This window comes from Mucilaginibacter terrigena, from assembly GCF_004168255.1.
GTDB classification, from domain to species: domain Bacteria; phylum Bacteroidota; class Bacteroidia; order Sphingobacteriales; family Sphingobacteriaceae; genus Mucilaginibacter; species Mucilaginibacter terrigena.
On record NZ_SEWG01000002.1, the window covers coordinates 231,795 to 254,234 of the forward strand.

The 22,440-nt window shown below is 44.1% G+C and carries 21 protein-coding genes and 1 tRNA gene; 12 read left to right on the forward strand and 10 right to left on the reverse strand.

The features are described 5' to 3' along the window. Nucleotides 1–113: 113 nt before the first annotated feature. The 3 genes from EWM62_RS04895 to EWM62_RS04905 all read left to right on the forward strand — a co-directional run bounded on the left by EWM62_RS04895 (nt 114) and on the right by EWM62_RS04905 (nt 5,138). Nucleotides 114–2,528, forward strand: a complete 2,415-nt coding sequence (locus EWM62_RS04895; protein WP_129875978.1) for a glycoside hydrolase family 31 protein — start codon at nt 114–116, stop codon at nt 2,526–2,528. 250 nt (nt 2,529–2,778) lie between these two features. Further along, on the forward strand, nt 2,779–4,944 hold the full coding sequence (glgB, locus tag EWM62_RS04900; RefSeq protein WP_129875541.1) for a 1,4-alpha-glucan branching protein GlgB: 2,166 nt from the start codon (nt 2,779–2,781) through the stop codon (nt 4,942–4,944). A gap of 2 nt (nt 4,945–4,946) precedes the next feature. Next, complete coding sequence (locus EWM62_RS04905; RefSeq protein ID WP_129875542.1) at nt 4,947–5,138, forward strand: hypothetical protein; 192 nt, start codon at nt 4,947–4,949, stop codon at nt 5,136–5,138. A gap of 222 nt (nt 5,139–5,360) precedes the next feature. Here EWM62_RS04905 and EWM62_RS04910 read toward each other — a convergent pair whose 3' ends face one another. Continuing rightward, nucleotides 5,361–6,239, reverse strand: a complete 879-nt coding sequence (locus tag EWM62_RS04910; protein WP_129875543.1) for a polyphosphate kinase 2 family protein — start codon at nt 6,237–6,239, stop codon at nt 5,361–5,363. Nucleotides 6,240–6,466: 227 nt separating this feature from the next. On the opposite strand from EWM62_RS04910, the gene EWM62_RS04915 reads away from it, so the two are divergent. After that, nucleotides 6,467–8,872 carry an ABC transporter permease gene (locus EWM62_RS04915; RefSeq protein WP_129875544.1) on the forward strand — a complete coding sequence of 802 codons (2,406 nt, stop codon included), beginning with the start codon at nt 6,467–6,469 and terminating at the stop codon, nt 8,870–8,872. 75 nt (nt 8,873–8,947) lie between these two features. On the opposite strand, the gene gap is transcribed toward EWM62_RS04915, so the two are convergent. From gap to pfkA, 3 genes are read right to left on the reverse strand one after another with little or no spacing between them, the layout of a single operon-like run. Then, nucleotides 8,948–9,943, reverse strand: a complete 996-nt coding sequence (gene gap, locus EWM62_RS04920; RefSeq protein ID WP_129875545.1) for a type I glyceraldehyde-3-phosphate dehydrogenase — start codon at nt 9,941–9,943, stop codon at nt 8,948–8,950. Between the two features lie 7 nt (nt 9,944–9,950). Further along, nucleotides 9,951–10,799, reverse strand: a complete 849-nt coding sequence (locus tag EWM62_RS04925) for a hypothetical protein (protein ID WP_129875546.1) — start codon at nt 10,797–10,799, stop codon at nt 9,951–9,953. Continuing rightward, nucleotides 10,799–11,785: a 6-phosphofructokinase gene (gene pfkA / locus EWM62_RS04930; protein ID WP_129875547.1), complete on the reverse strand. Its 987-nt coding sequence runs from the start codon at nt 11,783–11,785 to the stop codon at nt 10,799–10,801. Before pfkA ends, EWM62_RS04925 begins: the two co-directional genes overlap by 1 nt. A gap of 130 nt (nt 11,786–11,915) precedes the next feature. Between pfkA and EWM62_RS04935 the strand changes: the two genes are divergently transcribed. After that, a complete protein-coding gene (locus EWM62_RS04935; protein WP_129875548.1) occupies nt 11,916–12,611 on the forward strand; it encodes an NUDIX hydrolase in 696 nt (231 codons plus the stop codon). Nucleotides 12,612–12,754: 143 nt separating this feature from the next. On the opposite strand, the gene EWM62_RS04940 is transcribed toward EWM62_RS04935, so the two are convergent. Beyond that, the gene (locus EWM62_RS04940) at nt 12,755–13,615 is read right to left on the reverse strand and encodes an N-acetylglucosamine kinase (RefSeq protein ID WP_129875549.1); all 861 of its coding nucleotides are present in this window, start codon (nt 13,613–13,615) and stop codon (nt 12,755–12,757) included. Nucleotides 13,616–14,072: 457 nt separating this feature from the next. On the opposite strand from EWM62_RS04940, the gene EWM62_RS04945 reads away from it, so the two are divergent. The 3 genes from EWM62_RS04945 to EWM62_RS04955 all read left to right on the forward strand — a co-directional run bounded on the left by EWM62_RS04945 (nt 14,073) and on the right by EWM62_RS04955 (nt 16,912). Then, nucleotides 14,073–14,146 (forward strand) — tRNA-Arg (locus EWM62_RS04945). Between the two features lie 182 nt (nt 14,147–14,328). Then, entirely contained in the window at nt 14,329–15,942 is a 1,614-nt protein-coding gene (locus EWM62_RS19460; RefSeq protein ID WP_203234991.1) for an eCIS core domain-containing protein, read from the forward strand. 130 nt (nt 15,943–16,072) lie between these two features. Next, nucleotides 16,073–16,912: an SGNH/GDSL hydrolase family protein gene (locus tag EWM62_RS04955; protein ID WP_129875550.1), complete on the forward strand. Its 840-nt coding sequence runs from the start codon at nt 16,073–16,075 to the stop codon at nt 16,910–16,912. Between the two features lie 37 nt (nt 16,913–16,949). Here the strand turns inward: EWM62_RS04955 and EWM62_RS04960 are convergent, their stop codons facing one another. Further along, the gene (locus EWM62_RS04960) at nt 16,950–17,189 is read right to left on the reverse strand and encodes a hypothetical protein (protein ID WP_129875551.1); all 240 of its coding nucleotides are present in this window, start codon (nt 17,187–17,189) and stop codon (nt 16,950–16,952) included. Nucleotides 17,190–17,287: 98 nt separating this feature from the next. Here EWM62_RS04960 and EWM62_RS04965 point away from each other — a divergent pair, with 98 nt between their 5' ends. Then, on the forward strand, nt 17,288–17,551 hold the full coding sequence (locus tag EWM62_RS04965) for a hypothetical protein (RefSeq protein WP_129875552.1): 264 nt from the start codon (nt 17,288–17,290) through the stop codon (nt 17,549–17,551). Between the two features lie 11 nt (nt 17,552–17,562). Here the strand turns inward: EWM62_RS04965 and EWM62_RS19225 are convergent, their stop codons facing one another. Further along, the gene (locus EWM62_RS19225) at nt 17,563–17,724 is read right to left on the reverse strand and encodes a hypothetical protein (RefSeq protein ID WP_162499779.1); all 162 of its coding nucleotides are present in this window, start codon (nt 17,722–17,724) and stop codon (nt 17,563–17,565) included. A 76-nt stretch (nt 17,725–17,800) separates the two neighbouring features. Here EWM62_RS19225 and EWM62_RS04970 point away from each other — a divergent pair, with 76 nt between their 5' ends. The 3 genes from EWM62_RS04970 (at nt 17,801) to EWM62_RS04980 (ending at nt 20,623) form a co-directional block, all read left to right on the forward strand. Next, nucleotides 17,801–18,664 (forward strand): glycoside hydrolase family 25 protein, encoded by an 864-nt coding sequence (locus tag EWM62_RS04970; protein ID WP_129875553.1) that lies wholly within the window; start codon nt 17,801–17,803, stop codon nt 18,662–18,664. A gap of 62 nt (nt 18,665–18,726) precedes the next feature. Beyond that, a complete protein-coding gene (locus EWM62_RS04975; protein WP_129875554.1) occupies nt 18,727–19,023 on the forward strand; it encodes a PH domain-containing protein in 297 nt (98 codons plus the stop codon). A 112-nt stretch (nt 19,024–19,135) separates the two neighbouring features. Next, complete coding sequence (locus EWM62_RS04980; protein WP_129875555.1) at nt 19,136–20,623, forward strand: serine hydrolase domain-containing protein; 1,488 nt, start codon at nt 19,136–19,138, stop codon at nt 20,621–20,623. A 45-nt stretch (nt 20,624–20,668) separates the two neighbouring features. On the opposite strand, the gene EWM62_RS04985 is transcribed toward EWM62_RS04980, so the two are convergent. The 3 genes from EWM62_RS04985 to EWM62_RS04995 form a co-directional block, all read right to left on the reverse strand. Beyond that, on the reverse strand, nt 20,669–21,163 hold the full coding sequence (locus tag EWM62_RS04985; RefSeq protein ID WP_129875556.1) for an SRPBCC family protein: 495 nt from the start codon (nt 21,161–21,163) through the stop codon (nt 20,669–20,671). A 2-nt stretch (nt 21,164–21,165) separates the two neighbouring features. Further along, a complete protein-coding gene (locus EWM62_RS04990; RefSeq protein WP_129875557.1) occupies nt 21,166–21,480 on the reverse strand; it encodes an ArsR/SmtB family transcription factor in 315 nt (104 codons plus the stop codon). A gap of 164 nt (nt 21,481–21,644) precedes the next feature. Further along, complete coding sequence (locus EWM62_RS04995; RefSeq protein ID WP_129875558.1) at nt 21,645–22,283, reverse strand: hypothetical protein; 639 nt, start codon at nt 22,281–22,283, stop codon at nt 21,645–21,647. Nucleotides 22,284–22,440 lie beyond the last annotated feature (157 nt).

A 22,440-nucleotide genomic window follows, 5' to 3' on the forward strand; every position in this document is an offset into this window, starting at 1 on the left:
TGCTTTATTAGCCCAGGCTTAAAAAGCATCTCGAATTTGATTTAAACATGGCAGAAAATATACCCGATCCAAACCCGGAGCTGATAACGGCCAGACTGCTCCAGGTAGAGGACATGATACTGGAAGATGAAGAGTTCCACCACCTAAATAACCCCGCCGATGGCATAAAGCCCATTGTAAAAAAGTACCTGGGCACACCTAACCACGCAGAACAAGCAGGCAATAAGATATTCTTTACAGATGGCGATGCCAGGGTTGAGGTTTTAATAGTCACCAACGAAATTATCCGTGTACGCCTTGCGCCGCACAGCGTATTCCTGGAAGAGTTTTCGTACGCTGTGCCCGAATTGCCACATGCGCACGTTGAGTTTACCTTGTCAGAGAACGAACTGGAGTTTCGCGTATCAACCCCGGCTGTAAACTGCCACATCCGCAAGCAGGATTTTTTCATCTCGTTTTCGGATAAGGACGACCACGTAACCAGCGCCGATGCGGTACCCATGCACTGGGAAGAGAATACCCAGTTTGGCGGCTACTACGTGTATTGCACTAAAACCTGCGAACAGCAGGAGAGCTTTTTTGGGCTTGGCGATAAGGCTACCGAATTTAACCTGCGTGGTAAACGTTTAAAAAACTGGAATACCGATGCTTACTCGTTCGGTTTTAACCAGGACCCGCTTTACCGCTCCATTCCGTTCTATATCAGCGTAAGCGATAATATAGCCCATGGTATTTTCTTTGACAATACCTTTAAGGCGCATTTTGATTTTGGATCAGAAGATGCTACCAAAACAAGTTTTTGGGCGGATGGCGGCGAGCTGCAATATTATTACATCCACGGGCCGCATATGATGGACGTGGTGAAAAATTACCACCTGCTAACCGGTACGCACCCTATGCCGCCGCTTTGGGCGTTGGGCTATCACCAATGCCGCTGGAGCTATTACCCCGAAAATAAGGTGAGGGTTATAGCCAACGGTTTCCGTAAGAACCAGATCCCCTGCGATGGTATTTACCTGGATATCGACTACATGGATGGCTACCGCTGTTTTACATGGAGCCCTAAATATTTCCCTAACCCTAAAAAAATGATAGCCGACCTGGCTGCCAACGGGTTTAAAACCGTGGTGATCATTGACCCGGGAATCCGCGTGGATGATAACTACTCGGTGTTTAAAGAGGGTAAGGAGAAAAAATATTTCTGCCGCCGCTGCGACGATTACTTTATGGAAGGCCATGTTTGGCCCGGCCGCTGCCAGTTCCCCGATTTTACCAATCCCGAGGTCCGTGCCTGGTGGGGCGATCTGTTCGACGAACTGGTTGAAACAGGCGTAGCCGGAGTTTGGAATGATATGAACGAGCCTGCCGTGTTTGGTTCGGGTACCTTCCCGGATGATGTGCGCCACCAGTACGATGGCTACCGCGGGTCGCACCGCAAGGCGCATAACGTTTACGGTATGCAAATGGTACGTGCCACGTACGAAGGTTTGCGCAAGCAAATGAAAAACAAGCGCCCGTTCACCATTACCCGCGCGGGTTACTCGGGCGTGCAGCGCTACTCATCCGTTTGGACGGGTGATAACGTGGCATCGTGGGAGCACTTAAAATTGGGTAACATCCAGTTGCAAAGGCTTTCGGTTTCGGGCATTTCCTTTTGCGGTACAGATATTGGCGGTTTTAGCGGCGAGCCCGATGGCGAACTCTTTACCCGCTGGATCCAAATGGGTACGTTTTCGCCGTTTATGCGCGCGCACTCGGCAGGTGATACCAAGGAACGCGAGCCATGGAGCTTTGGCGAGCCATATACTTCCATCAACCGTAAATTTATCGAACTGCGTTATAGGCTGATCCCTTACCTGTACTCGGCATTTTGGGAGCATCACCGTTACGGTTTTCCGATATTAAGGCCGCTGGTAATGCACGAGCAGGAAGAAATTTCGAACCATTTCCGCCAGGACGAGTTTACTTACGGCGACAAGATCCTGATATGCCCGGTTCTGGAACCCGGCCAAAAAAGCCGCAAGGTTTACCTGCCAAAAGGTACCTGGTACGATTTCTGGACGCTGGAGATGGTTGAGGGTGGTAAAGAAGTTGTTGTGCCAACGCCTTTGGATATTATGCCGATATTTATCAAAGCGGGTTCGGTGATCCCCGAATACCCGGTAATGCAGTACACCGGCGAAAAGGAAATTGAAGAAGTGAAGCTTAATATTTACTACAGCGATTACGAGGTGAACTCGTTCCTGTTTGAAGATTACGGCGAAACTTTTGCCTACGAGCAGGACATCTACCTCGAAAAGAAATTTGTGGTGAACGGCGATGCCGCTAAGCTAACCATCAAACAAAGCATGGAAGGCTTGTACACCCCACGCTATGAAGGCTATCATTTTAAAATAAACGGCCTTCCGTTTAAACCTGCAAAGGTTGTTGCCGATGGCAAGGAAATAGGCATCATCAGCTCGAACCCCGATAAAACCTATGAGTTTAAGTTCAGTAAGAATTTTAAGCAGATAGAGATATTTAAGTAGGTCTGTAGATATTTCAACCACAAAGAGCGCTAAGTTTTTTGCACAAAGGTCACGAAGATTGTAAGTGCTAAACTTTGTGCACTTTGTGGTTTTTTATTTGTGTGCTTTGTGGTTAAACTTAAAACCCGCAGGTTAAATCGCTTTTATATAAACATCTGCCATTATTGTATGTTCAATAATGATATATTTGATACAGGAACCGCGGTTCCGGCTAACCAACTAACCTAAGCGCGCAGGTGCTATCGTAACTATGGCAAAGAAAACTTTAAAATCAGATGCTGAACTAACGGAATCGAAACCTATCAAGGCAAATAAAGCAACCAAGCCAAAAGCTGCGGCAAAAGAGACCTGGCCCGAAGCTGAAGGGATATCTGTATCTAAAGAAACCAAGGTTAAAAAGCCTGTGGTCGCCAAAAAAACGCCGGCTGCGTCTAAAAAATCCAAGCCACTTGAAATTATCGAGAATAACGAACTGAAAACCGTTGAACCATACAGCCGCTTCACCGATTTTGATATCGACCTGTTTAAATCGGGCAAGCACTTTAAGCTTTACGAAAAGCTGGGCTCGCACGTGGTAGAACATAAAGGCGTAGTGGGTACTTACTTTGCCGTATGGGCACCAAACGCGCAATATGTAGCGGTTATCGGCAACTTTAACGGCTGGAACAAAGGCTCGCATTCGCTGAATTACCGATGGGATGCATCCGGCATCTGGGAAGGATTTATCCCGAACGTCGGTGTTGGCGAAACCTATAAATATTTTATCAAAGCATCTACCGGCGAAGACCTGGAGAAAAGCGACCCGTTTGCTTTACGCTGGGAATTGCCCCCGCGTACTGCTTCCATAGTTGCCGATACTTTTTACGAGTGGGACGATAAACAATGGATGGCCGACCGCCACCAGTACACCGCTTTAGATAAGCCCTACTCGGTTTACGAAATGCACCTGGGATCGTGGGCGCGCAGCCCCGAAAGCCCGGAAGAGTTTTTAAGCTACCGCCAACTGGCCGAAACATTGGTGCCTTATGTAAAGGAAATGGGCTTTACGCATGTAGAATTTATGCCATTAATGGAGCACCCGTACTATCCCAGCTGGGGCTACCAGATCACCGGTTTCTTCGCGGCATCGTGCCGTTACGGTACCCCGCAGGATTTGATGTACCTGGTAGAGCAATTCCACAGGGCAGGCATAGGCGTAATACTGGATTGGGTGCCTTCGCACTTCCCCGGCGATGCGCATGGACTGTACAATTTTGACGGTACGCACCTTTATGAGCATGAAGATCTGCGCAAAGGCTTTCACCCTGATTGGAAATCATACATATTTAATTACGACCGTAACGAGGTGCGTGCCTTTTTAATAAGCAACGCATTGTTTTGGTTAGAGCGGTACCACATTGATGGCCTGCGTGTTGATGCTGTTGCATCCATGCTTTACCTGGATTATTCGCGTAACCACGGCGAATGGGAACCAAACGTATTTGGCGGTAACGAGAACCTGGAAGCCATATCCTTCCTGAAAGAGTTTAATGCTACCGTTTACAGCAACTTCCCCGATGTGCAAACCATCGCCGAGGAGTCAACCTCATTTTCAGGTGTTAGTCGCCCTGTTTATACAGGTGGCTTAGGTTTTGGTATGAAATGGATGATGGGCTGGATGCACGATACGCTCGATTATTTCGCGCATGACCCTATCCATCGTAAATACCACCAAAACCAGCTAACCTTTAGCATGGTGTATGCCTTCACCGAAAACTTTATGCTGCCATTCTCGCACGATGAGGTGGTGTATGGGAAAGGATCGATGCTGAACAAAATGCCCGGCGACGAATGGCAAAAGTTTGCCAACCTGCGCTTGTTATACAGCTTTATGTTTACCCATCCGGGTACAAAACTGTTGTTCATGGGCAGCGAGTTTGGCCAGAGCGCCGAATGGAGCTTTGAAAAATCGTTAGACTGGCACCTGCTGCAGTACGATAGCCACAATGGTATCAAAGAAGCGGTTAAAGCTATTAACGCCCTTTACAGATCTGAACCTGCCCTATATGAAAAAGCGTTTGACTGGACGGGGTTTGAATGGATAGATGCCGGTAACCTGGAGGATTCTGTTATTGTTTTTACCCGTAAGGGAATTGACCGGGAAAACGACCTGGTGGTTGTGCTGAACATGACACCGGTTGTGCATGCCAATTACCGCATAGGTATGCCGGCTGCCGGCCAATGGCAGGAAATATTCAACTCGGATAGTAAAAAATTCTGGGGAAGCGGCCTGATCAACTTCGACCCGATTAGCACGGACGATACCGGCTGGCATGGAAGGGATAACTCCATGACCGTTACCACACCACCATTAGGCGCGGCTATATTCAAAAAAGTATCCGGCAAAGCCGTAAAGAAAAAAACAAAAAGCAAATAATTATGGCCGGTAAGTTTTTCTATTTGTATTTGGTAGGGGGCACAGTTGCCTTGGCCTTATTGGTTTACAGCATTATATCGGCTTACCCGGATTATAACCGCAGCGGCGCGCTTTTTTATGTGATACCAACCTTGCTGCTTTATTACATGGCCTATAAAACCTGGCATGTAAAGAATGACGGGGAGTTGATGTAGGGAACCACTTGTCATGCTGAACGCAGTGAAGCATCTATTCGCGATATGGTGTGGGCGATTGCAAAGTTCGCTAACAGATCCACTTCGTTGGCTAACGGATCAGGATGACAAATCTTCAATGATGTTATTTGAGAGGAGCGGTAGCGACGTAGCAATTTCAGTGGACAAGCGGATACGCTAAGATTGCCGCTCTATGCTCGTAATGATATGTTATTGAGGTTTTCACTCCTCCTCCAAAATCCTTTTCGTTTCATCCAACTTTTCCATTTCCTCTTTTGGTAAAACAGGGTATTCTAACTTCATACCCTTTAATATTTGCAGGATAATGGTAGATATTGCTATCCTGGTAAACCATTTCTTATCGGCGGGCACCACATACCATGGGCTATCGGCGGTGCTGGTTTCTTTAATGGCGGTTTGGTAGGCTTTCATATAGTCGTTCCACAAAGCGCGTTCTTTAATATCGCCGGATGCGAATTTCCAGTTTTTGTCCGGGTCGGCAATTCGTTTTAAAAAGCGTTTCTTCTGCTCGTCTTTTGAGAGATGCAGGAAGAATTTGATAACGACCGTGCCGTTTGCACTGAGGTGTTTTTCAAAATCGCGGATACTTTCATAACGCTGGTCCCAAAACTTTTTGCTGATGTCTTTTACTTTGCCGATACCGGGGATGTTTTCCTTCAGGATAAACTCGGGGTGTACTTTGGTAACCAGCACGTTCTCGTAATGCGACCGGTTATGGATGCCGATGCGGCCGCGTTCGGGCAGGGCTTTATAGTGCCGCCATAAAAAATCGTGCTCATAATCTTCACTGGTGGGCTGTTTAAAACTATACACCTGGCAGCCTTGCGGGTTTAAACCCGACATGGTGTGCGCGATAGCGCTGTCCTTACCCGCGGCATCCATCGCCTGGAAGATGATGAGCAGCGATTGACGGTTTGCCGCGTATAATTCTGTTTGCAATTTAGCGATGTCTTTTATAAGATCGGCAAGTAATTCTTCCGCGGTTTCCTTCTCGTAACCGGCCGTGTCGCCGGTGTCGTATTTATCTAACGAGAAACTTTTTGTGTTGCTGATCTTGAAGCGGTTGATGATATCTTTCATAGGTGTTATATTAAGTTTAAAACAGGAGAGAATGTTTTGCAGATGGAACACTATACTATGATACACGGGGGAAATGTGCCAGCCGGCAATTTATAACCTGTTCGTAAACGCACAACAATTGTATCATAACCGAACACAATTGTATTTATAAAACAACTAAATTATTGATTATTAACTATTTATATCATAGGCATGTAAATGGTTCAGGTAATTAAAATCCCTTACTTATGTTTAAAAATTACCTGTTGGTCGCTTTTCGCAATCTTACTAAAAACAAAGCATTTTCGTTTATTAATATTACCGGGCTGGCCATTGGTATGGCTGCATGCCTGTTAATTTTACAGTACGTTAAATTTGAACTTAGTTTTGATAATTTCCAGGCAAAGAAAGAACGTATTTATCGCATCAACCAAGACCGGTATAATAACGGAAAATTAAGCACAAGATGGGCCGGAGGGGCTTTTGCGCCGGGTACAGTGTTTAAAAAAGATCTACCCGAAATAGAAGATGTTGTGAAAATATCGCCCGCCGGGGATATCTTACTCAGCTATAAGGACCAGAAAATGACCGTTGCAAATAACTATTTTGTAGGCAGTTCTTTCTTTAACATCTTTTCGTACCAATTAATTAAAGGAGATGTTAAAACCGCCCTGGCCGAACCCAATACCGTAGTTATATCAGAAAGTATAGCGAAAAAGCTATTTAATGATCAGGATCCCGTTGGGCAAAGCATCAAAATTTATAATGATAAGGGGATGAAAGTTACGGGTGTAATGAAAGACATGCCCGAGAACACCCATATGAAAATGGATTTTTTGCAATCGTGGGCAACGTTATCCAAAATTTACGCTCCGGGTATTGATGACAGGTGGATGAACGATGGGTGCACAACTTACCTGTTGCTTAAACCGGGCGTTAACCCCAGGGCATTAGAGGCGAAGTTCATACCCATTGTTAAAAAGGCTTATGAGCCTTACAAAAGTGCAGGCGAAGGAGGGGTATATACCTTGCAACCGGTAGAAAGCATTCACCTATACTCTAACCTTATGTTCGAACTGCAACCCAATGGCGATGGTAACTCCGTTTACCTGCTTTTGGGAATAGCCATATTTGTTATTATTATTGCCTGGATCAACTATATAAACTTAGCTACAGCCAAAGGGATTGGGCGGGCTAAAGAGGTAGGCGTGCGCAAGACATTAGGATCGGCAAAAAAGCAACTTATCATGCAGTTTATGCTGGAAGCAGGGTTGCTTAACCTTTTATCGTTACTATTGGCTTTTATACTCATAGCCATATTTTTGCCAACTTTTGGAAGTATATCAGGTTTACACGTAAATTTCAGTTTGTTTTTAAATGCCGGTTTTTGGATAACTGTAGCAGGTATATTTTTAGCAGGCTCTTTCCTATCAGGATTTTACCCGGCTATAGTGCTCTCATCTTTTAAGCCTGTAGAAGTAATGAAAGGTAAATTATCAGCGTCGCCGCGCGGTGTTATTTTGCGCAAGGGGATGGTAGTTTTTCAGTTTGCAGCGTCAATTTTCTTATTGATAGGTTCGTTAACAGTATACCGGCAGATCCAGTACATGCAAAAACAAAACCTGGGTGTTAATATCGATCAAACCATAGTAATAAAGCCGCCAATCGCTAAAATTGATTCGTTCTACCGCAATATGACGTCATTTAAGGCTGATATATTAACCAATTCGCAAATAAAAGGTGTAACAGTTTCGACCAGTGTCCCGGGCGAAGCCGTACCATGGAATGCCGGGGGTATTAAACCCCATGGCGCCGATGATTCCCAGGGCAAACAATACCGTGTTATTGGTGGCGATTACGATTACTTGAAGTTTTACGATGTAAAGCTACTTGCAGGGCGTAAGTTTTCGAGCGAATTTGGTACAGATACTGCTGCGGTAGTATTTAATTCAAAAGCTATTGATCAAATGGGTTTTACTAAACCAGAGCAGGCTGTTGGTAAACAAATAGATTTTTGGGGTAAAACCTATACCATTGTAGGGGTGGTAGAAAATTTTCATCAGCAATCGTTACGCGATGGCTATGATGCATTGATATTTCGCTGCATTCCAGATCTGCGCAGTAACTTTTCGGTTAAGATAAACGCTGCCAATATCCCGCAAACAGTAGCGCTGCTAAAGAACTACTGGAAAACGTATTTCCCTAACGACCAGTTCGATTACTTTTTTCTTGATCAGCATTTTAACAAGCAATACCAGGCCGATCAACGCTTTGGGCAGGTGTTTGGGATATTTACTTTTATTGCCATATTGGTTGCCTGTTTGGGTTTGTTCGGGCTTGTATCATACACCATTGTTCAGCGTACTAAGGAAATTGGTATCAGGAAGGTATTGGGCGCAAGCGTAAACAGCATTTTGCAATTGCTGTATAAAGATTTTGCTATACTGGTAGTTGTTGCATTTATCGTGTCGGCACCGTTGGCATGGTATGCAATAAACAAATGGCTGCAAACCTATGCGTTTAGGCTTAGTATAAATTGGGTGTTATTTATTATCCCGTTTATAGTGGTATTTATTATCGCTTTCGCAACCGTATCGTTACTAACCGTTAAGGCAGCTTTAATGAACCCGGTTAAAAGCCTTAAAACCGAGTGATGCTAATCCGGTTTCATAAAAAAAACCTCCGGGAATTAATTCCCGGAGGTTTTTTTATTTGGGCGATAAGCTAACTTACAGTTTGCCAATTTCCTGAACAAGGTCTATCAGTTTGTTTGAGTAGCCCCACTCGTTATCGTACCATGATACCACCTTAACAAATTTGTCGTTAAGTGCGATACCTGCTTTTGCATCAAAAATAGATGTGCGTGCATCTCCTTTAAAGTCTTCAGATACAACCTCATCTTCGGTGTAACCTAAAATGCCTTTCAGTTCGCCTTCTGATGCTTCTTTCATGGCAGATTTAATATCCTCGTAAGTAGCAGAGTTTTTTAAACGCACAACCAGGTCAACAACAGAAACATCGGCAACCGGAACACGGAACGACATACCTGTTAATTTACCTTTTAACTGAGGTAATACTAAACCAACCGCTTTAGCAGCACCAGTTGATGAAGGGATGATGTTCTGGTAAGCACCACGGCCGCCTCTCCAGTCTTTAGCCGATGGGCCGTCAACTGTTTTTTGAGTAGCAGTAACCGCGTGTACGGTAGTCATCAAACCTTCTTCGATACCAAATTTATCATCCAATACTTTAGCTATAGGCGCTAAACAGTTGGTAGTACATGACGCGTTTGAAACGATATTTTGATCAGCTTTTAACAGCTTGTGGTTTACACCCATTACAAAAGTAGGGGTATCATCCTTTGCAGGGGCGCTCATAACCACTTTTTTAGCGCCGGCATCAATATGTTTTTGTGCGGTATCTAATGTTAAAAATAAACCTGTGGATTCGATAATAACTTCGGCACCAACTTCATTCCATTTAAGGTTTGCAGGGTCTTTTTCGGCAGTAACACGGATAGTTTTACCGTTTACAACCAAATGGCCGCCTTCTACAGCGATAGTACCTTTGAAAGGGCCGTGGGTTGAATCGTATTTTAACATGTAAGCCATGTAGTCGGGCTCAACTAAATCGTTGATACCAACAACTTCAACACCTTCTCTTTCAATTGCGGCCCTAAAAGCTAAGCGACCGATACGGCCAAAGCCGTTGATTCCTATTTTCATGATTTTTCTAATTTTTATTTGAATAATACGTCAATAAATGGTTTATGGGTTCTTTAATAATATCAGTTATCTTAATTTCTGTGCCCTCAGCAGCCTCATACAGGTATTCCTGAAAGTTGGCTGCTACGGTGCCTGCAAAATGTATGGGTGCTTCGGGGTACTGCTTGTGCAGGGGCACCAGGTAAGTTTGTATAAGTTTGCCAAAGCCGGTGGTAACAACATTTTTTATATAAGCATCCTGTTTATTCTCCAGGTAAAAATCGGCGAACGAGCTTAAGAACAATGCAGGCTGTTTTTGGCGATAAACTTTTTCCAGCAGGGTTTTACGGTCGGCATCATAGCGCTGTACAAACTTTTTGCGGATGTTTACGGGCAGGGTCTCGTTCATAAAACCTTTTATAAGCTGCCTTCCCAGCCAGTTGCCCGATCCTTCGTCGGCCAATATGTAACCTAAACCATAGTTATTTGGTTTTACCTTTTTACCATCGTACCAGGCGGCATTGCTGCCACTGCCGCAAATGCTTACAATGCCCGGCGTGTTACGGCAGCAGGCAATGGCAGCAGCCTCAATATCGTGCCCAACGGTAATTTTGGCAAATTTAAAAAATGCCGCGAAAGCGTTTTGTACAATCTGTTTCAGCTCATCAGACGATGCCCCCGCGCCAAAAAAGTAAATACGTTTTATTTCTTCGGCGTGGTGTATAAGGTTTATGTTTTTGTTGAGCAGGTGTACGATGTATTTTTCATCGTTAAAATAGGGATTAATAGCGGCGGTATTGAACGAGGCAACCGTTCGTCCCTTATCGGCTAATCGCCAGCCGGCGTTATTTGATCCACTGTAAACAACTGCAATCATTAAATTGATAATATGTCTGCCATCTGCATCAGGTCGGCTTCTAACTTAAACTGATGCTGGGTTAGCGCCTCTTCAAGGCTTGTTAATTTTATGTGGTTGGCTTCAAGCCCAACCATCATTTGTGTTTTGCCATCTATCATGGCGTTAACAGCGGCATAGCCTAAACGGCTGCCTAAGATCCTGTCAAATGCCGACGGGCTACCCCCCCGTTGCAAGTGGCCTAATATAGTAACTTTTATATCGTAAAACTTCACCTGTTTTCTAACGGCTTCGGCAAGGTCATAAGCGCCGCCGCTTTTGTCGCCTTCGGCCACAATTACAATGCTCGACGATTTTTTATTGTACTGGCCGGCTTTTAGGTTCTCTATCAGTTTATCAATAGCTGTATCACGTTCGGGCAGTAAAATAGCTTCTGCTCCGCATGAGATGCCTGCCCTAAGGGCAATAGCACCCGAGTCGCGGCCCATTACTTCGATAAAGAACAAGCGGTCGTGCGCATCGGCCGTATCGCGGATCTTATCAATAGCCTCAATTACTGTATTGGTAGCAGTATCAAAGCCTAAGGTGTAGGTAGATCCGTACAGGTCGTTATCAATAGTGCCCGGTACGCCAATAACGGCTATATCAGGATATTTTTTTGAAAAACGCAGGGCGCCGGTAAAGGTACCATCGCCGCCAATAACTACAATGCCATCAATGCCTGCTGCTTTAGCGTTTTGGTAAGCCAGTTCCATCCCCTCATCCGTACGGAAGGGAAGGCACCGGGCAGTTTTTAATATGGTGCCGCCAAAATTTAAGATATTACTTACCGAGCGGGTGTTCATATCGTACATGTTATTGTCGATAAGCCCCTGGTATCCCTGGCGTATTCCCACAACTTCCAGGTTATTATATATAGCGGTACGTACTACAGCCCTTATACAGGGGTTCATGCCGGGGGCATCACCGCCTGAAGTAAGAACTGCTATTTTTGAAATTTTATGCATCTTTACACAAGTAAATTTGTAGGTGCGAATATAGTGTGTCAAATTTACACCATTAAATTTATTTATATTATTTTTACATTAAAAATTAAGGATATATCTTTAAAAACAATTAACCTAAAAGCCCAATCCCTTGGAAGTAAAGTTACCTACATTTAACTCAGTTTTTTCTATAGACTGTGTCATATTTGGTTTTGAAGCCGGAGAACTGAAAATATTACTTATAGAACGTAATGAAGAGCCCTTTAAAGACTGGCTGGCCTTACCGGGATACATTGTTGAGCAGGACGAGAGCATTGACGATGCCGCCGAGCGTATCTTATACGAACTTACCGGCCTTCGCGATCTGCACATGCAGCAGTTTCACACCTTTGGCGAAGTTAACCGGCACCCTCAGGGGCGTGTAATAACGGTTGCCTACTATGCGCTGATACGTATAAACGGGCAAAAAGAGGTTAAGCCGGTAACCCAATACGCTAAAAACGCCTTTTGGCACCCGGTGAACGATTTGCCTAAGCTGGCATTTGACCACAGCGAAATTTTTGAAACTGGCTTTAACAAGATCCGCCGCAGGCTAAACTATCAGCCTATCGCGTTTGAGCTGCTGCCCGAGAAGTTTACGCTCACCCAACTGCAATCGTTATACGAAGCCGTGCTGAACAAAAAGCTGGATAAACGTAATTTCCGTAAGAAGATGCTGAGCTACGGTTTCCTGAAAGAACTTGACGAGAAGCAAAAAGGCGTATCGTACCGCGCCGCCAAATTATACAAGTTTGACCGCCGCAAATACACCAAAATTTTCCAGAACGACTTGAACCTGGATAAGTAGGGAGAGAGTCAGGAAATTAAGAATCAGGAATCAAGACTGAAAATAAAATATAGTTCATAAAAGAAGCCCTGTCGATACCGACAGGGCTTCTTTTATTTGAAAAATCTTGATTCTTATATCTTGACTTCTTGAATCTCTAAAACCTACAATTGGCTTGGCGCCAAATCTAAGTGGTATTTAACCAGGTTATCTATAGGCGAGCGGATGATGTTACCAACGGTCATGCCGTTTTCGGTACAAACTTCCTCAAGCACGTTACGGAAATTGTAACCTACCGAGCCTATGCAGTTAAAAGTATATTTTTGATAATCGGGGTAATGGGTAACCAGGTTGCGGAAGAAATCCTCGAACGAGGTACGTACCAGGTTGCGCGAATATTCGATGTTCACAATGTTATCGTAAACAAATTTGCTGAAGCTTGCGCAAAAACGGTTTGCACGCGGCTGGGTGTAAACAATCTCGTTGATATCATCGGGCGTAAGTTTAAAGGTTTCCCAAAAATTCTTACGTACCGCTTCGGGCATGTAACCGCGCAGGTAATCAACCAGTAATTTTTTACCAATGTGGCAGCCACTTCCCTCATCACCCAGGATATAAGCGCCCGAATCGATGTTGTTAATCACCTCTTTGCCATCATATAAACAAGTATTGGTACCTGTACCTAATATGGCGGCAAAGCCTTCGTTATTACCCAGCAGGGCACGTGCGGCAGCAAGCAGATCGTGGCCGATGTAAACCTTTGATTTTGTAAAAACCGCCTTCATGGCATCCTCAACAATCTTACGCATCTCGGGAGTAGAACAGCCGGCGCCGTAGTAATTAACCTCGGTAATGTTATCCTTCTCAAGATCGGTAGGCAGGCTTTCCTTTAACGATTGAATAATGTAATCAGTGCCCGAAAAATAAGGATTGTAGCCCTCGGTGTTAAAATACACCTTTTTACCATCTTCGGTAACTAAACACCAGTTTGTTTTGGTGGAGCCACCGTCAGCAATTATGATCATAAAATAAGTTTTAAAAAAAAATTGGGTTAAAAGTATGATTAACTTATTGTAAAAAAAACACTTCTTAATTTTAAAAAGTAAAAATGTAGTGCCGAACAAGTTAAAACTCAGTATATGTGTGTAAATTTTAACTTTTTTACCAAAAAATAAATTTTAGCAAAAGGCACAATTAAAAAGTTAAACCATAAAATAATATTTGTCTGTTTTACATATAAAATGCTATGTTAATTAATTAACACCGGTTTATAATTGAATGCAATTATATGTAATATTTTAACAATTATTAATGGGTGCTGTTTTTTGTGCGGTTAAATATATTTTAACATCATTTTAACCTGGTTGAACAAGTATGGCCGCGCAAAACCTGCATACGATTTTGCCCGTGGGCTATTGTCGTTTTCAACCAAAATACGCATATTTGCACCGCGAAAAAATCATTACGATTATTCAAAGCGATGGTCCTATAGCTCAGCTGGATAGAGCAACAGATTTCTAATCTGTAGGTCTCAGGTTCGAATCCTGATGGGATCACAAAAAAAAGATACTTTAGGGTGTCTTTTTTTGTTTAATACCTTTTATTCCTGTAACGATCTCCTGTCCTTATAAATTATCGCGCTATTTCCCCGATATAATTCGCTGATAATTTGCTGTTTAATAATCCAATGTGTAATTTCATAGCCGGTTACAATTATGTTATAATAACATAAGGCATTATGAATACCTATACCGGCAAAACACAAAAAAGCGATGGCCTGTCAAAGGCCGGCAATGCTTCTCAAAAGCAGAGTAGCGGTCAGTTTTCGTTTCAGCTGGCAGATAACCGCCCGGCTGCTGTTGCACAGCGAAAAATGCGGGAAGCCGCCAACAATATCCCCGGTACAACAAATATACAAGCAAACCCGCCCCCCATTCAAAAAAAGGCTGATAATACAGGATTGCCCGACGGCCTTAAAAGCGGGATAGAAAACTTTTCGGGTTATTCGATGAGCGATGTGAAGGTTCATTACAATTCATCAAAACCGGCGCAGCTTAAGGCGCTGGCTTACGCCCAGGGTACAGATATACACATTGGCCCCGGCCAGGAAAAACATTTACCGCACGAAGCCTGGCATGTAGTGCAGCAGAAGCAGGGCAGGGTAAAGCCTACAACACAATTAAAAGGTAAAGTTGATATAAACGATAATACAGGTTTAGAAAAAGAAGCCGATTTGATGGGCGGAAAGGCATTAAATTTAGGCTTAAGCGTTCCTTCCAAGCAAGTAGTAGGTAATTCTGCAAATTTAGGATCTGTGCAATCCAAACCGGTTCAAAGGGTAGAAATAGATGTTAATGACTGGGGGACGGAAGATACCGAAGATCCGGCCGAAATAAAATCGTTACTGGAAAGCGTTGACAAACGTTATGCTGAATTATCTGAAGAAAACAAGCAGGCTATATTTGAAGAATACGAAAAAGGAACATATAACCACGATGCGGCGCTTGTTGCACTGGTAAAAAAGCATTGCCAGGCAGGGGGCGCTGATAGCTCAGCAGCTATTGAAGAGGAAATTCAAAGGGAAGATGCAAACGCCTGGCAGGTAAGCATCGGTAACTCAAAAGAAGAGCAGCTGCATTTCCTTTATACAGTTGTGGCCAAAACCCGGCAAATTATTCCTGTAGCCATCAACAGGATCGAAGAACACCCACAGGTAAGTAGATTAACAAACGATATGTACCTATGCCAGCAGCACCTGGTCAAAACGTTTTCATCATTAATGAAAAGCCGTGGCTTGCTGATAGATTCAAACTACGTCCATCCGGCTATAGTAGAGCGCATTATGATGATAGTTAGTAAGCAGGCGCGGGCATTAAACGCACATTCGGAAGAAGAACAAATTATACAGATGGCAGGGGTATGTAAAGATTATGCTTCCATCGCTTATGGACTGATCAGGCAAAACGACCCTGCTAACATCCTGAAGGCAACCCTGGGCTTCATCAAAGACCACGTATTTGTAACAGTATTAGTTAAAGGTGTTCCTTATGTTGTAGATGCATGGCGTACACCACACGAGCCGGCTATCGGTGTTTTGCCGGAAGCCGGGCATATAGCAGATTTAAACAGCCGTAAACGTGTTAATGATTTTAACGCATTGGATGTTAGTGTTTCCCAGGAAAAGGATACCGATAACAATAACCCGAAAAAAACGCAATCTTTAAAAGACCAGTATGCCGATTACAGGCAAGTGTATAAGATATTTAAAGACAACCAGGATAACCTTGAAAAAGAGGCGGCAAGCTTTTTAAAGACAAACGACAAAGTATACGACGGGATAGGCAAGTTTTAAAACGTGTGCCTGTAACGGATTTATCAATTAGCCTTAAGCCGAAAGATCTTGAGGCTTTTTGATTAATTAAGGTTTATCTGTTATAATTACAAGGCACAACTTGGAGTGTCAGTTATTAACAACATCACCAATGAAATTATTTAAAACATCACTCATCTTTTTTATAGCCGTTTACACATTCAGTTCATTTAAGGACAAGGAAACCACATGGGTTGCCATTGGCGATTCGATCACCTATTTAAACGACCATAAGGACGAGACCGCCAACAGGCTTACCCGCGGCTATTTAACACAGGTAACCGAACAAATGCCCAACGTGCACTACATTAACAAAGGGTATAACGGCTGGACATCAGGTGGCATTGCTGATAACATCGAGAAATTAGGCTTAGTAAAGGCAGATATCTATTCGGTGTTTTTAGGAACAAACGATTGGTGGCAGGGCAGGCCGGTTGGCACGTTGGATGATTATAAAAACAGTACCGGCAACACAACTATATACGGCTCATTTCGTATCATCATCAATAAACTGCATAACCTGAACCCCGAAGCAAAGATCCTGCTGATAACCCCTATGCAACGCGCCGATTTTGTTTACATAAACGATCCGAAGAACAACGCGTACGGCTCGTACAAGCCTTTAAACGGCCAATCGCTGGAAGCTGTTGCAGAGGCTATAAAAGCTATAGGCAACTCCGCGCACATCGCCGTTGTTGATCTTTACCACAACAAAGCGCTTACCATTAAAAACATGGTAAAGTTTAAAAGGCTGAAAGACCCCATAACTGGTGCATATACCAATTATAAATATCCCCTGTCAACAACCATTCTCTTTAACCCGGCTACTGACGAGTACCCGTATCCAACAGAGGCCATTAACCTGACATTTGACGGCTTGCACCCTTCAGATAAAGGCAGCGCGGTGATTGCAAAAGCTGTAGTTGCGGAGTTTAAACGGTTTATGAATTAATTTGAATTTGCCTGACCGGCTGCTGTGTATGCTATGTTTATACAGCAATTTGCAGGTCGTCCAAATAAGGCAGCACAAAAAGGGTATGCTCAAAAGCGCGGAAATGGGTGATGATGTGACTGTGGTCGTCAAAAAAAACTTCTACATAAAAGCTATCGAGGTTGTAAAGCCTGATGTAATGGCGATCGTTAAGCCTGTCGGCCAAAAAAGTACCTTTTAAAACAGCTTCTGTTTTTTCAAGATATCCTAAAGCGTTAAATTTATCCGAGGTCATCATGGCTTTACTCTTTTATATACTGTTCATGTTCAGGATAATACAAAACCCGTGCCCGCTTTAAATTCTAAACAATTGTTTTTTTGGATAGTTATAAACATATGGAAAGTTATCAAGTAGCAATTACAAAAGATACCAAAACGCATCGGTTCGAAATTGGGGAATACCCACATCATAAGGATGGTAGCTGTAAGTATCGGGTGTTTGAAAATGGTGTTTATGTAGCCAGTATTGAGCCGGACACGCACCATCTTTTGCACATATGCCAAAACCCCGGCCACATAGCCGAAGATATACTGCATTTGCTGGCCGATAAGATAGAGGCTTCTCATCCGCGGAATATAGGTGATGAGGATGTTGAATAGGTACCAAGAACTTACTTTCCTTCCTCCGGCGGCACCTCATCCGGAAATTCATCGGGGCTTTCTTCAGGTATCTCGGTTGTTTTGGGATCATGGGGCTGCTTTATTTCGGGCTGTTCCTTTTTAACCGGCATTTCTTCGGGTTCATTTGGAGTGGTTTTGTGCTGCTTGCTCATGTATCAGGAACAAGACGGCCCGCAGGTTTGTTTGGAATAACCTCAACCCGCATCTTCAATTTTCTTACTTTTGGGCGTGCCTGTAAAGAAGAAAGCTATCTCGACTGTTAAACGGAAAACCACCGGTAGGAAGAAGAACTCCAAAGCCCCGTCGCGCCTGAAATATTATTTGATAGCGGTTGTTGCTTTGCTGTTGTTATCGCCGTTTTACTATCCATACATTATTAAAACAGCATCGTACACCTGGCGGTGGATAAGGGACATTGGCCAGGATCCTAACTATCGCACCTACAAAAGTTTTGGTATCAAGATCCCATCCAATTACGAAGTGCACGGCATTGATGTATCGTACGCGCAGGGCAAAATAAACTGGGAAAGGGTAAGTAGAATGGAAGAAGATGGCGTACGTATCCGTTTCGCGTTCATCAAAGCAACAGAAGGTTTGCTAACCGCTGACCCCTACTTTAAACGTAACTGGAAAGAGGCCAAAGAAGCGGGCATTGCCTGCGGGGCATATCATTTCTTCCGCCCCAAAAAGAGCGGGCTGTGGCAGGCGCGTTTCTTTATCCAGAATTCATCCCTCGAAAGTGGAGGCTTGCCCCCTGTGGCCGATGTAGAGCGGCTGGATGGCAAAACCCCTGCCGCCATGCGTAAAGAACTGAAGGACTTTTTGCGATACGTAGAAAATAAGACCGGCGAAACGCCGATTATTTACACCGGCATCAGCTTTTACCGCGATTACCTTGCAGGATATTTTGATGATTATCCCTTGTGGATAGCCCATTACAACCGCGACAAGTTAAGCGTAAGCGCTGGTACCAACTGGAAGTTTTGGCAGCACTCGGAAACCGGCCACGTAAACGGTATAGGCCACACGGTTGATTTTGATGTTTTTAAAGGCGACAGCCTTGCCTTTAAACGGTTCATATCAAATAAGTAAATAGTGCATAAGCATACTAATGTTATATATTGCGCCGTATTATAGCTTTAAAACCCCATAACATGAAATACGTAGCATCACGCCTGTCGGAAGGGAATAAGATCTTCCCGGCAGAGATCATCACCGAAGAGAGCGGCATCACTATAAAGATTCCCGGCCTGTTCAGCGGCGATACCACAACTATCGCGTACGACAGCATATCGGCGGTAGAGATAGATACGCCCTTAATTGGCTATTCTACTATCAGGTTTTACCACAGCGGTAACAAGGTAGAGGCGCACGGCTTCTCTAAAAGCGATGTAAACGAAATAAAGGCTTTTATAGAGGAGGGCCGCAGCAGGTCGCGAAGTAAATTTTAACCTGCTGAATTAAAAGCCTTTCCTTACTATCCGGAAAGGCTTTTAACTTTATGCCTGGTGAGCTGTAACATTCACTGCCTGGCACCTATCTTACTGATACAATTACCAAACCATGAAACACAAAAATATCGCGATCGCGTTTTTCGCACTTATCATCGCGCTTCCGGCCATATCACTCGCGCAAACATCCGCATCAGATAGTATAAATGTATTTATAAAAGCTAAAATGCAGCAGCGCAGCATCCCTGCTTTGCAGATAGCCGTTATCAGGAACGGCGCTATCGTTAAGCTTAGCACTTATGGCACCGCGAACTTAGAATACAATATCCCGGCAACAGATCAAAGCCTGTTCAACATCAACTCCATTACAAAGGCATTTGTAGGCGTAGCCGTAATGCAACTGGCCGAACAAGGGAAGCTGAAAATATCCGACCCTGTTTCGATGTACATAGATAGCCTGCCCACCGCCTGGCGTAACATTACCCTGCAGCAGGTACTTACGCATACATCCGGCTTGCCGGATATCCTCGACGCTGAAGAACAGGTATTGGGCCATAACGATGAAGCCGAAGCATGGAAGCTGGTAACCGCGTTACCGGTAGCGTATAAGCCGGGCGAAAAATTCAGTTATAACCAAACGGGGTACGTTATCCTGGGTAAGATCATTACCAAACTTAGCGGCGTGCATTTTACTAAATTTATTGAAGATAACCAGTTTAAAGCCGCCGGGATGAAACTGACCCGCTATGGCGATTCGTACGATGTGATCCCTAATTATGCCGGGGCTTACACCATGACCAGGCAGGTAGGCAATAATTTTGTGCGCAACAGCAAGCCTGGTATCGCCTATATCCAGTTCCCGGTATTTTTCAGAACGGCCGCGGGGATCTTATCAACCGCAGGCGACATGGCTAACTGGATCATAGCGCTTAAAGCAGGAAAGTTGCTGAAACAAAAAAGCAGTTTGGATGCACTTTGGTCTCCGGCTATTTTAAACAATGGCAAAATAGGCGGCTTTAACGCGCTTACTAACGGATACGCGCTTGGCTGGCCTACAGTAACACGGGCAGAGCACCCTGCTGTAGGCCCGGTTGGCGGCGGCAGGTCGGGTTTATTTGTTTACCTGAAGGATGACCTTTCGATAGTGGTCCTTACCAACCTGATGGGCTCGAACCCCGAACGGATGATAGACGAAATTGCGGGCTATTACATCCCCGAAATGCACGAGGCCAATGGCTTTGGCTTATCACCGGCGTTAAAACAATTAAGGCTTGCCCTTTTAAAACAAGGCTTTGATAAAGCGGATGCTGCTGCCGCCGGCTTAAAAAAGAAGGACGCCACGCTTAATTTCAACGAGAACGAACTGAACGCCTGGGGTTACCAACTCATTAGCCAGAAAAAAGCTAAAGATGCCCTTGCCATTTTTAAACTGAATACATCGCTGTACCCGCAAAGCGCCAACGCTTACGACAGCCTGGGCGAGATACAGGAAATGCTGGAAGATAACACAGCCGCTTTGGCGAGCTACAAAAGATCATTAGCCCTAAACAGCGGGAATAAGAATGCTGCGGATAGGATAAAGGCGCTTTCTGCTAAATAATATAAAAGACTTTAAGCATTGGTTGCTTAACGCCCTTTATTATGATTATTTACCGGCCAGGTACTCATCAAGGTTGTTTAAGCCCATGTTAAAGCCACCCTCGAAGCCCATTTTAATAATGGTTTCCATGTCCTCGATTTTATCAAAGGTTATTTCAACGTTAACCGTAGCAACGCCGTTTGCCTCACTAAAGTCCTGCTTCCAGCACATTACCGGGAAATTGGGGTTTACATTTCCATTCTCATCGCAAAACATACTTGCGGCGCTGATGCTTTTTTGCGGGTCGATGGATTTGTAATCAACCCTGCAAAAATGTTCGTCGCCCTCTGGGCCTTTCATCGAATAGAGCCATTGGCCACCTACGGTAAAATCCATGCTTTTGGTTATGGCTTTGTATGGCCTTGGCGCCCACCATTGGTCAAGTATCTCGGCATTTGTCCATGCCTGCCATACCTGCGTAAGGCCCGCGTTAAAACTTCTTACTACGTTTAGCTTTTTGTTTGCTATGTCTTTTGTAAATACAGCTTCGTGGTTTATCATAACTATTTGTTGTTTTGGTTTTTCAATATTTCATCTAACTGGCTAAAGCGGCTATTCCACTGCTTGCGGAACTGTTCCATCCATATGTCTACTTCTTTCATGGTTTCGGGGTTAAAATGGTAATGTATCTCGCGGCCGGTTTGTTTTTGGCTTACCAATTGGCATTCGGTGAGGATCTTGATATGTTTGGATATAGCCTGCCTGCTGCTGTCAAAATGTTCGGCAACCGCGTTTGGGGTCATGGCATGCAGGGCAAGCAAGCTCAATATAGCCCTGCGGGTAGGGTCGGCAATGGCCTGGAATACATCTCGTCTCATATATAATTTGCAATCGTTTGGTTGCAAATATAAATGCAATCATTCGGTTGCGCAAATTTATTTTATTTTTTTTGAGGATAATGTTTCAAACCCATTGCAAAAATATCGGCACAAAAAATCCCCTTTAAATAATTAAAGGGGATTATATCATTATAAAGTAGCAACTACTTACTTATATCCACATTCCAAACCTTTGCTTCCTCTATCGAGTCCGGGTCATGCGAGCAGATGAACAGGCCTACCAGCGCTTCGTCAGGCATGTTATCCATGGTATGTTCGCCTACAACTTTTAGCGGGCCGCCCGCGTCGCCAACGCTCATGATCAGTTTTTTGCCAACTCGTTTTAATTGGATCACGCCAAAAACCTTCTTCTCAGGGAAAAATATCTCGCCTTCGGGGTCTTTCATATCCTCGCCGGTGTTAACGCGCCATTGCATTGCCGCCAGCCCGTCACCATGCTGAACCGCGCTTAGGTGGATGCTTTTTTCATCGGTGGATTGCCTTATCATCCAGCCAATTTTACGGTGATTGTTGCCTTTGTCGCCCACAAAAGCGAAGTTGGCCGTTACGGTAAAATCGCCTTTTATGTTTTTGTACAGGTATTGAAACTCGTCCCTTGCAAACCAGATGTTATAACCCGCGCCCCGTAGCGTATAAGTTTTTGTGGCCTTATTATAGGTTGATGAGCCTGCAAGTTTGGGGTTGCCAACATCCTTGTGCCCGTCAAATATGCCCAAAGCGCCGGTTTGCGCAAAGCATGCGCTGCTAACAAATAAAAGGAATGCTGTAACCAGGTTTTTCATAATTTATTGGTGTTTGATGGGGCAGATATTGCCTTGAATAAAGCTATGAAAATGCAGCCTGATATACTTGTACTTTTTAGTCTTTTTATATACATATATGAAAGGTAATTTAATTTGTTGCGCCACAACCTGTAGCTATAATAAGCAACTGTTGTTT

What these genes read in the sequence shown, in the direction of transcription:
- EWM62_RS04895 (WP_129875978.1), top strand. Translation starts at nt 114, where the DNA reads ATGATACTGGAAGATGAAGAGTTCCACCACCTAAATAACCCCGCCGAT.
- glgB (WP_129875541.1), top strand. Translation starts at nt 2,779, where the DNA reads ATGGCAAAGAAAACTTTAAAATCAGATGCTGAACTAACGGAATCGAAA.
- EWM62_RS04905 (WP_129875542.1), top strand. Translation starts at nt 4,947, where the DNA reads ATGGCCGGTAAGTTTTTCTATTTGTATTTGGTAGGGGGCACAGTTGCC.
- EWM62_RS04910 (WP_129875543.1), bottom strand. Translation starts at nt 6,239, where the DNA reads ATGAAAGATATCATCAACCGCTTCAAGATCAGCAACACAAAAAGTTTC.
- EWM62_RS04915 (WP_129875544.1), top strand. Translation starts at nt 6,467, where the DNA reads ATGTTTAAAAATTACCTGTTGGTCGCTTTTCGCAATCTTACTAAAAAC.
- gap (WP_129875545.1), bottom strand. Translation starts at nt 9,943, where the DNA reads ATGAAAATAGGAATCAACGGCTTTGGCCGTATCGGTCGCTTAGCTTTT.
- EWM62_RS04925 (WP_129875546.1), bottom strand. Translation starts at nt 10,799, where the DNA reads ATGATTGCAGTTGTTTACAGTGGATCAAATAACGCCGGCTGGCGATTA.
- pfkA (WP_129875547.1), bottom strand. Translation starts at nt 11,785, where the DNA reads ATGCATAAAATTTCAAAAATAGCAGTTCTTACTTCAGGCGGTGATGCC.
- EWM62_RS04940 (WP_129875549.1), bottom strand. Translation starts at nt 13,615, where the DNA reads ATGATCATAATTGCTGACGGTGGCTCCACCAAAACAAACTGGTGTTTA.
- EWM62_RS19460 (WP_203234991.1), top strand. Translation starts at nt 14,329, where the DNA reads ATGAATACCTATACCGGCAAAACACAAAAAAGCGATGGCCTGTCAAAG.
- EWM62_RS04955 (WP_129875550.1), top strand. Translation starts at nt 16,073, where the DNA reads ATGAAATTATTTAAAACATCACTCATCTTTTTTATAGCCGTTTACACA.
- EWM62_RS04960 (WP_129875551.1), bottom strand. Translation starts at nt 17,189, where the DNA reads ATGATGACCTCGGATAAATTTAACGCTTTAGGATATCTTGAAAAAACA.
- EWM62_RS04965 (WP_129875552.1), top strand. Translation starts at nt 17,288, where the DNA reads ATGGAAAGTTATCAAGTAGCAATTACAAAAGATACCAAAACGCATCGG.
- EWM62_RS19225 (WP_162499779.1), bottom strand. Translation starts at nt 17,724, where the DNA reads ATGAGCAAGCAGCACAAAACCACTCCAAATGAACCCGAAGAAATGCCG.
- EWM62_RS04975 (WP_129875554.1), top strand. Translation starts at nt 18,727, where the DNA reads ATGAAATACGTAGCATCACGCCTGTCGGAAGGGAATAAGATCTTCCCG.
- EWM62_RS04980 (WP_129875555.1), top strand. Translation starts at nt 19,136, where the DNA reads ATGAAACACAAAAATATCGCGATCGCGTTTTTCGCACTTATCATCGCG.
- EWM62_RS04985 (WP_129875556.1), bottom strand. Translation starts at nt 21,163, where the DNA reads ATGATAAACCACGAAGCTGTATTTACAAAAGACATAGCAAACAAAAAG.
- EWM62_RS04990 (WP_129875557.1), bottom strand. Translation starts at nt 21,480, where the DNA reads ATGAGACGAGATGTATTCCAGGCCATTGCCGACCCTACCCGCAGGGCT.
- EWM62_RS04995 (WP_129875558.1), bottom strand. Translation starts at nt 22,283, where the DNA reads ATGAAAAACCTGGTTACAGCATTCCTTTTATTTGTTAGCAGCGCATGC.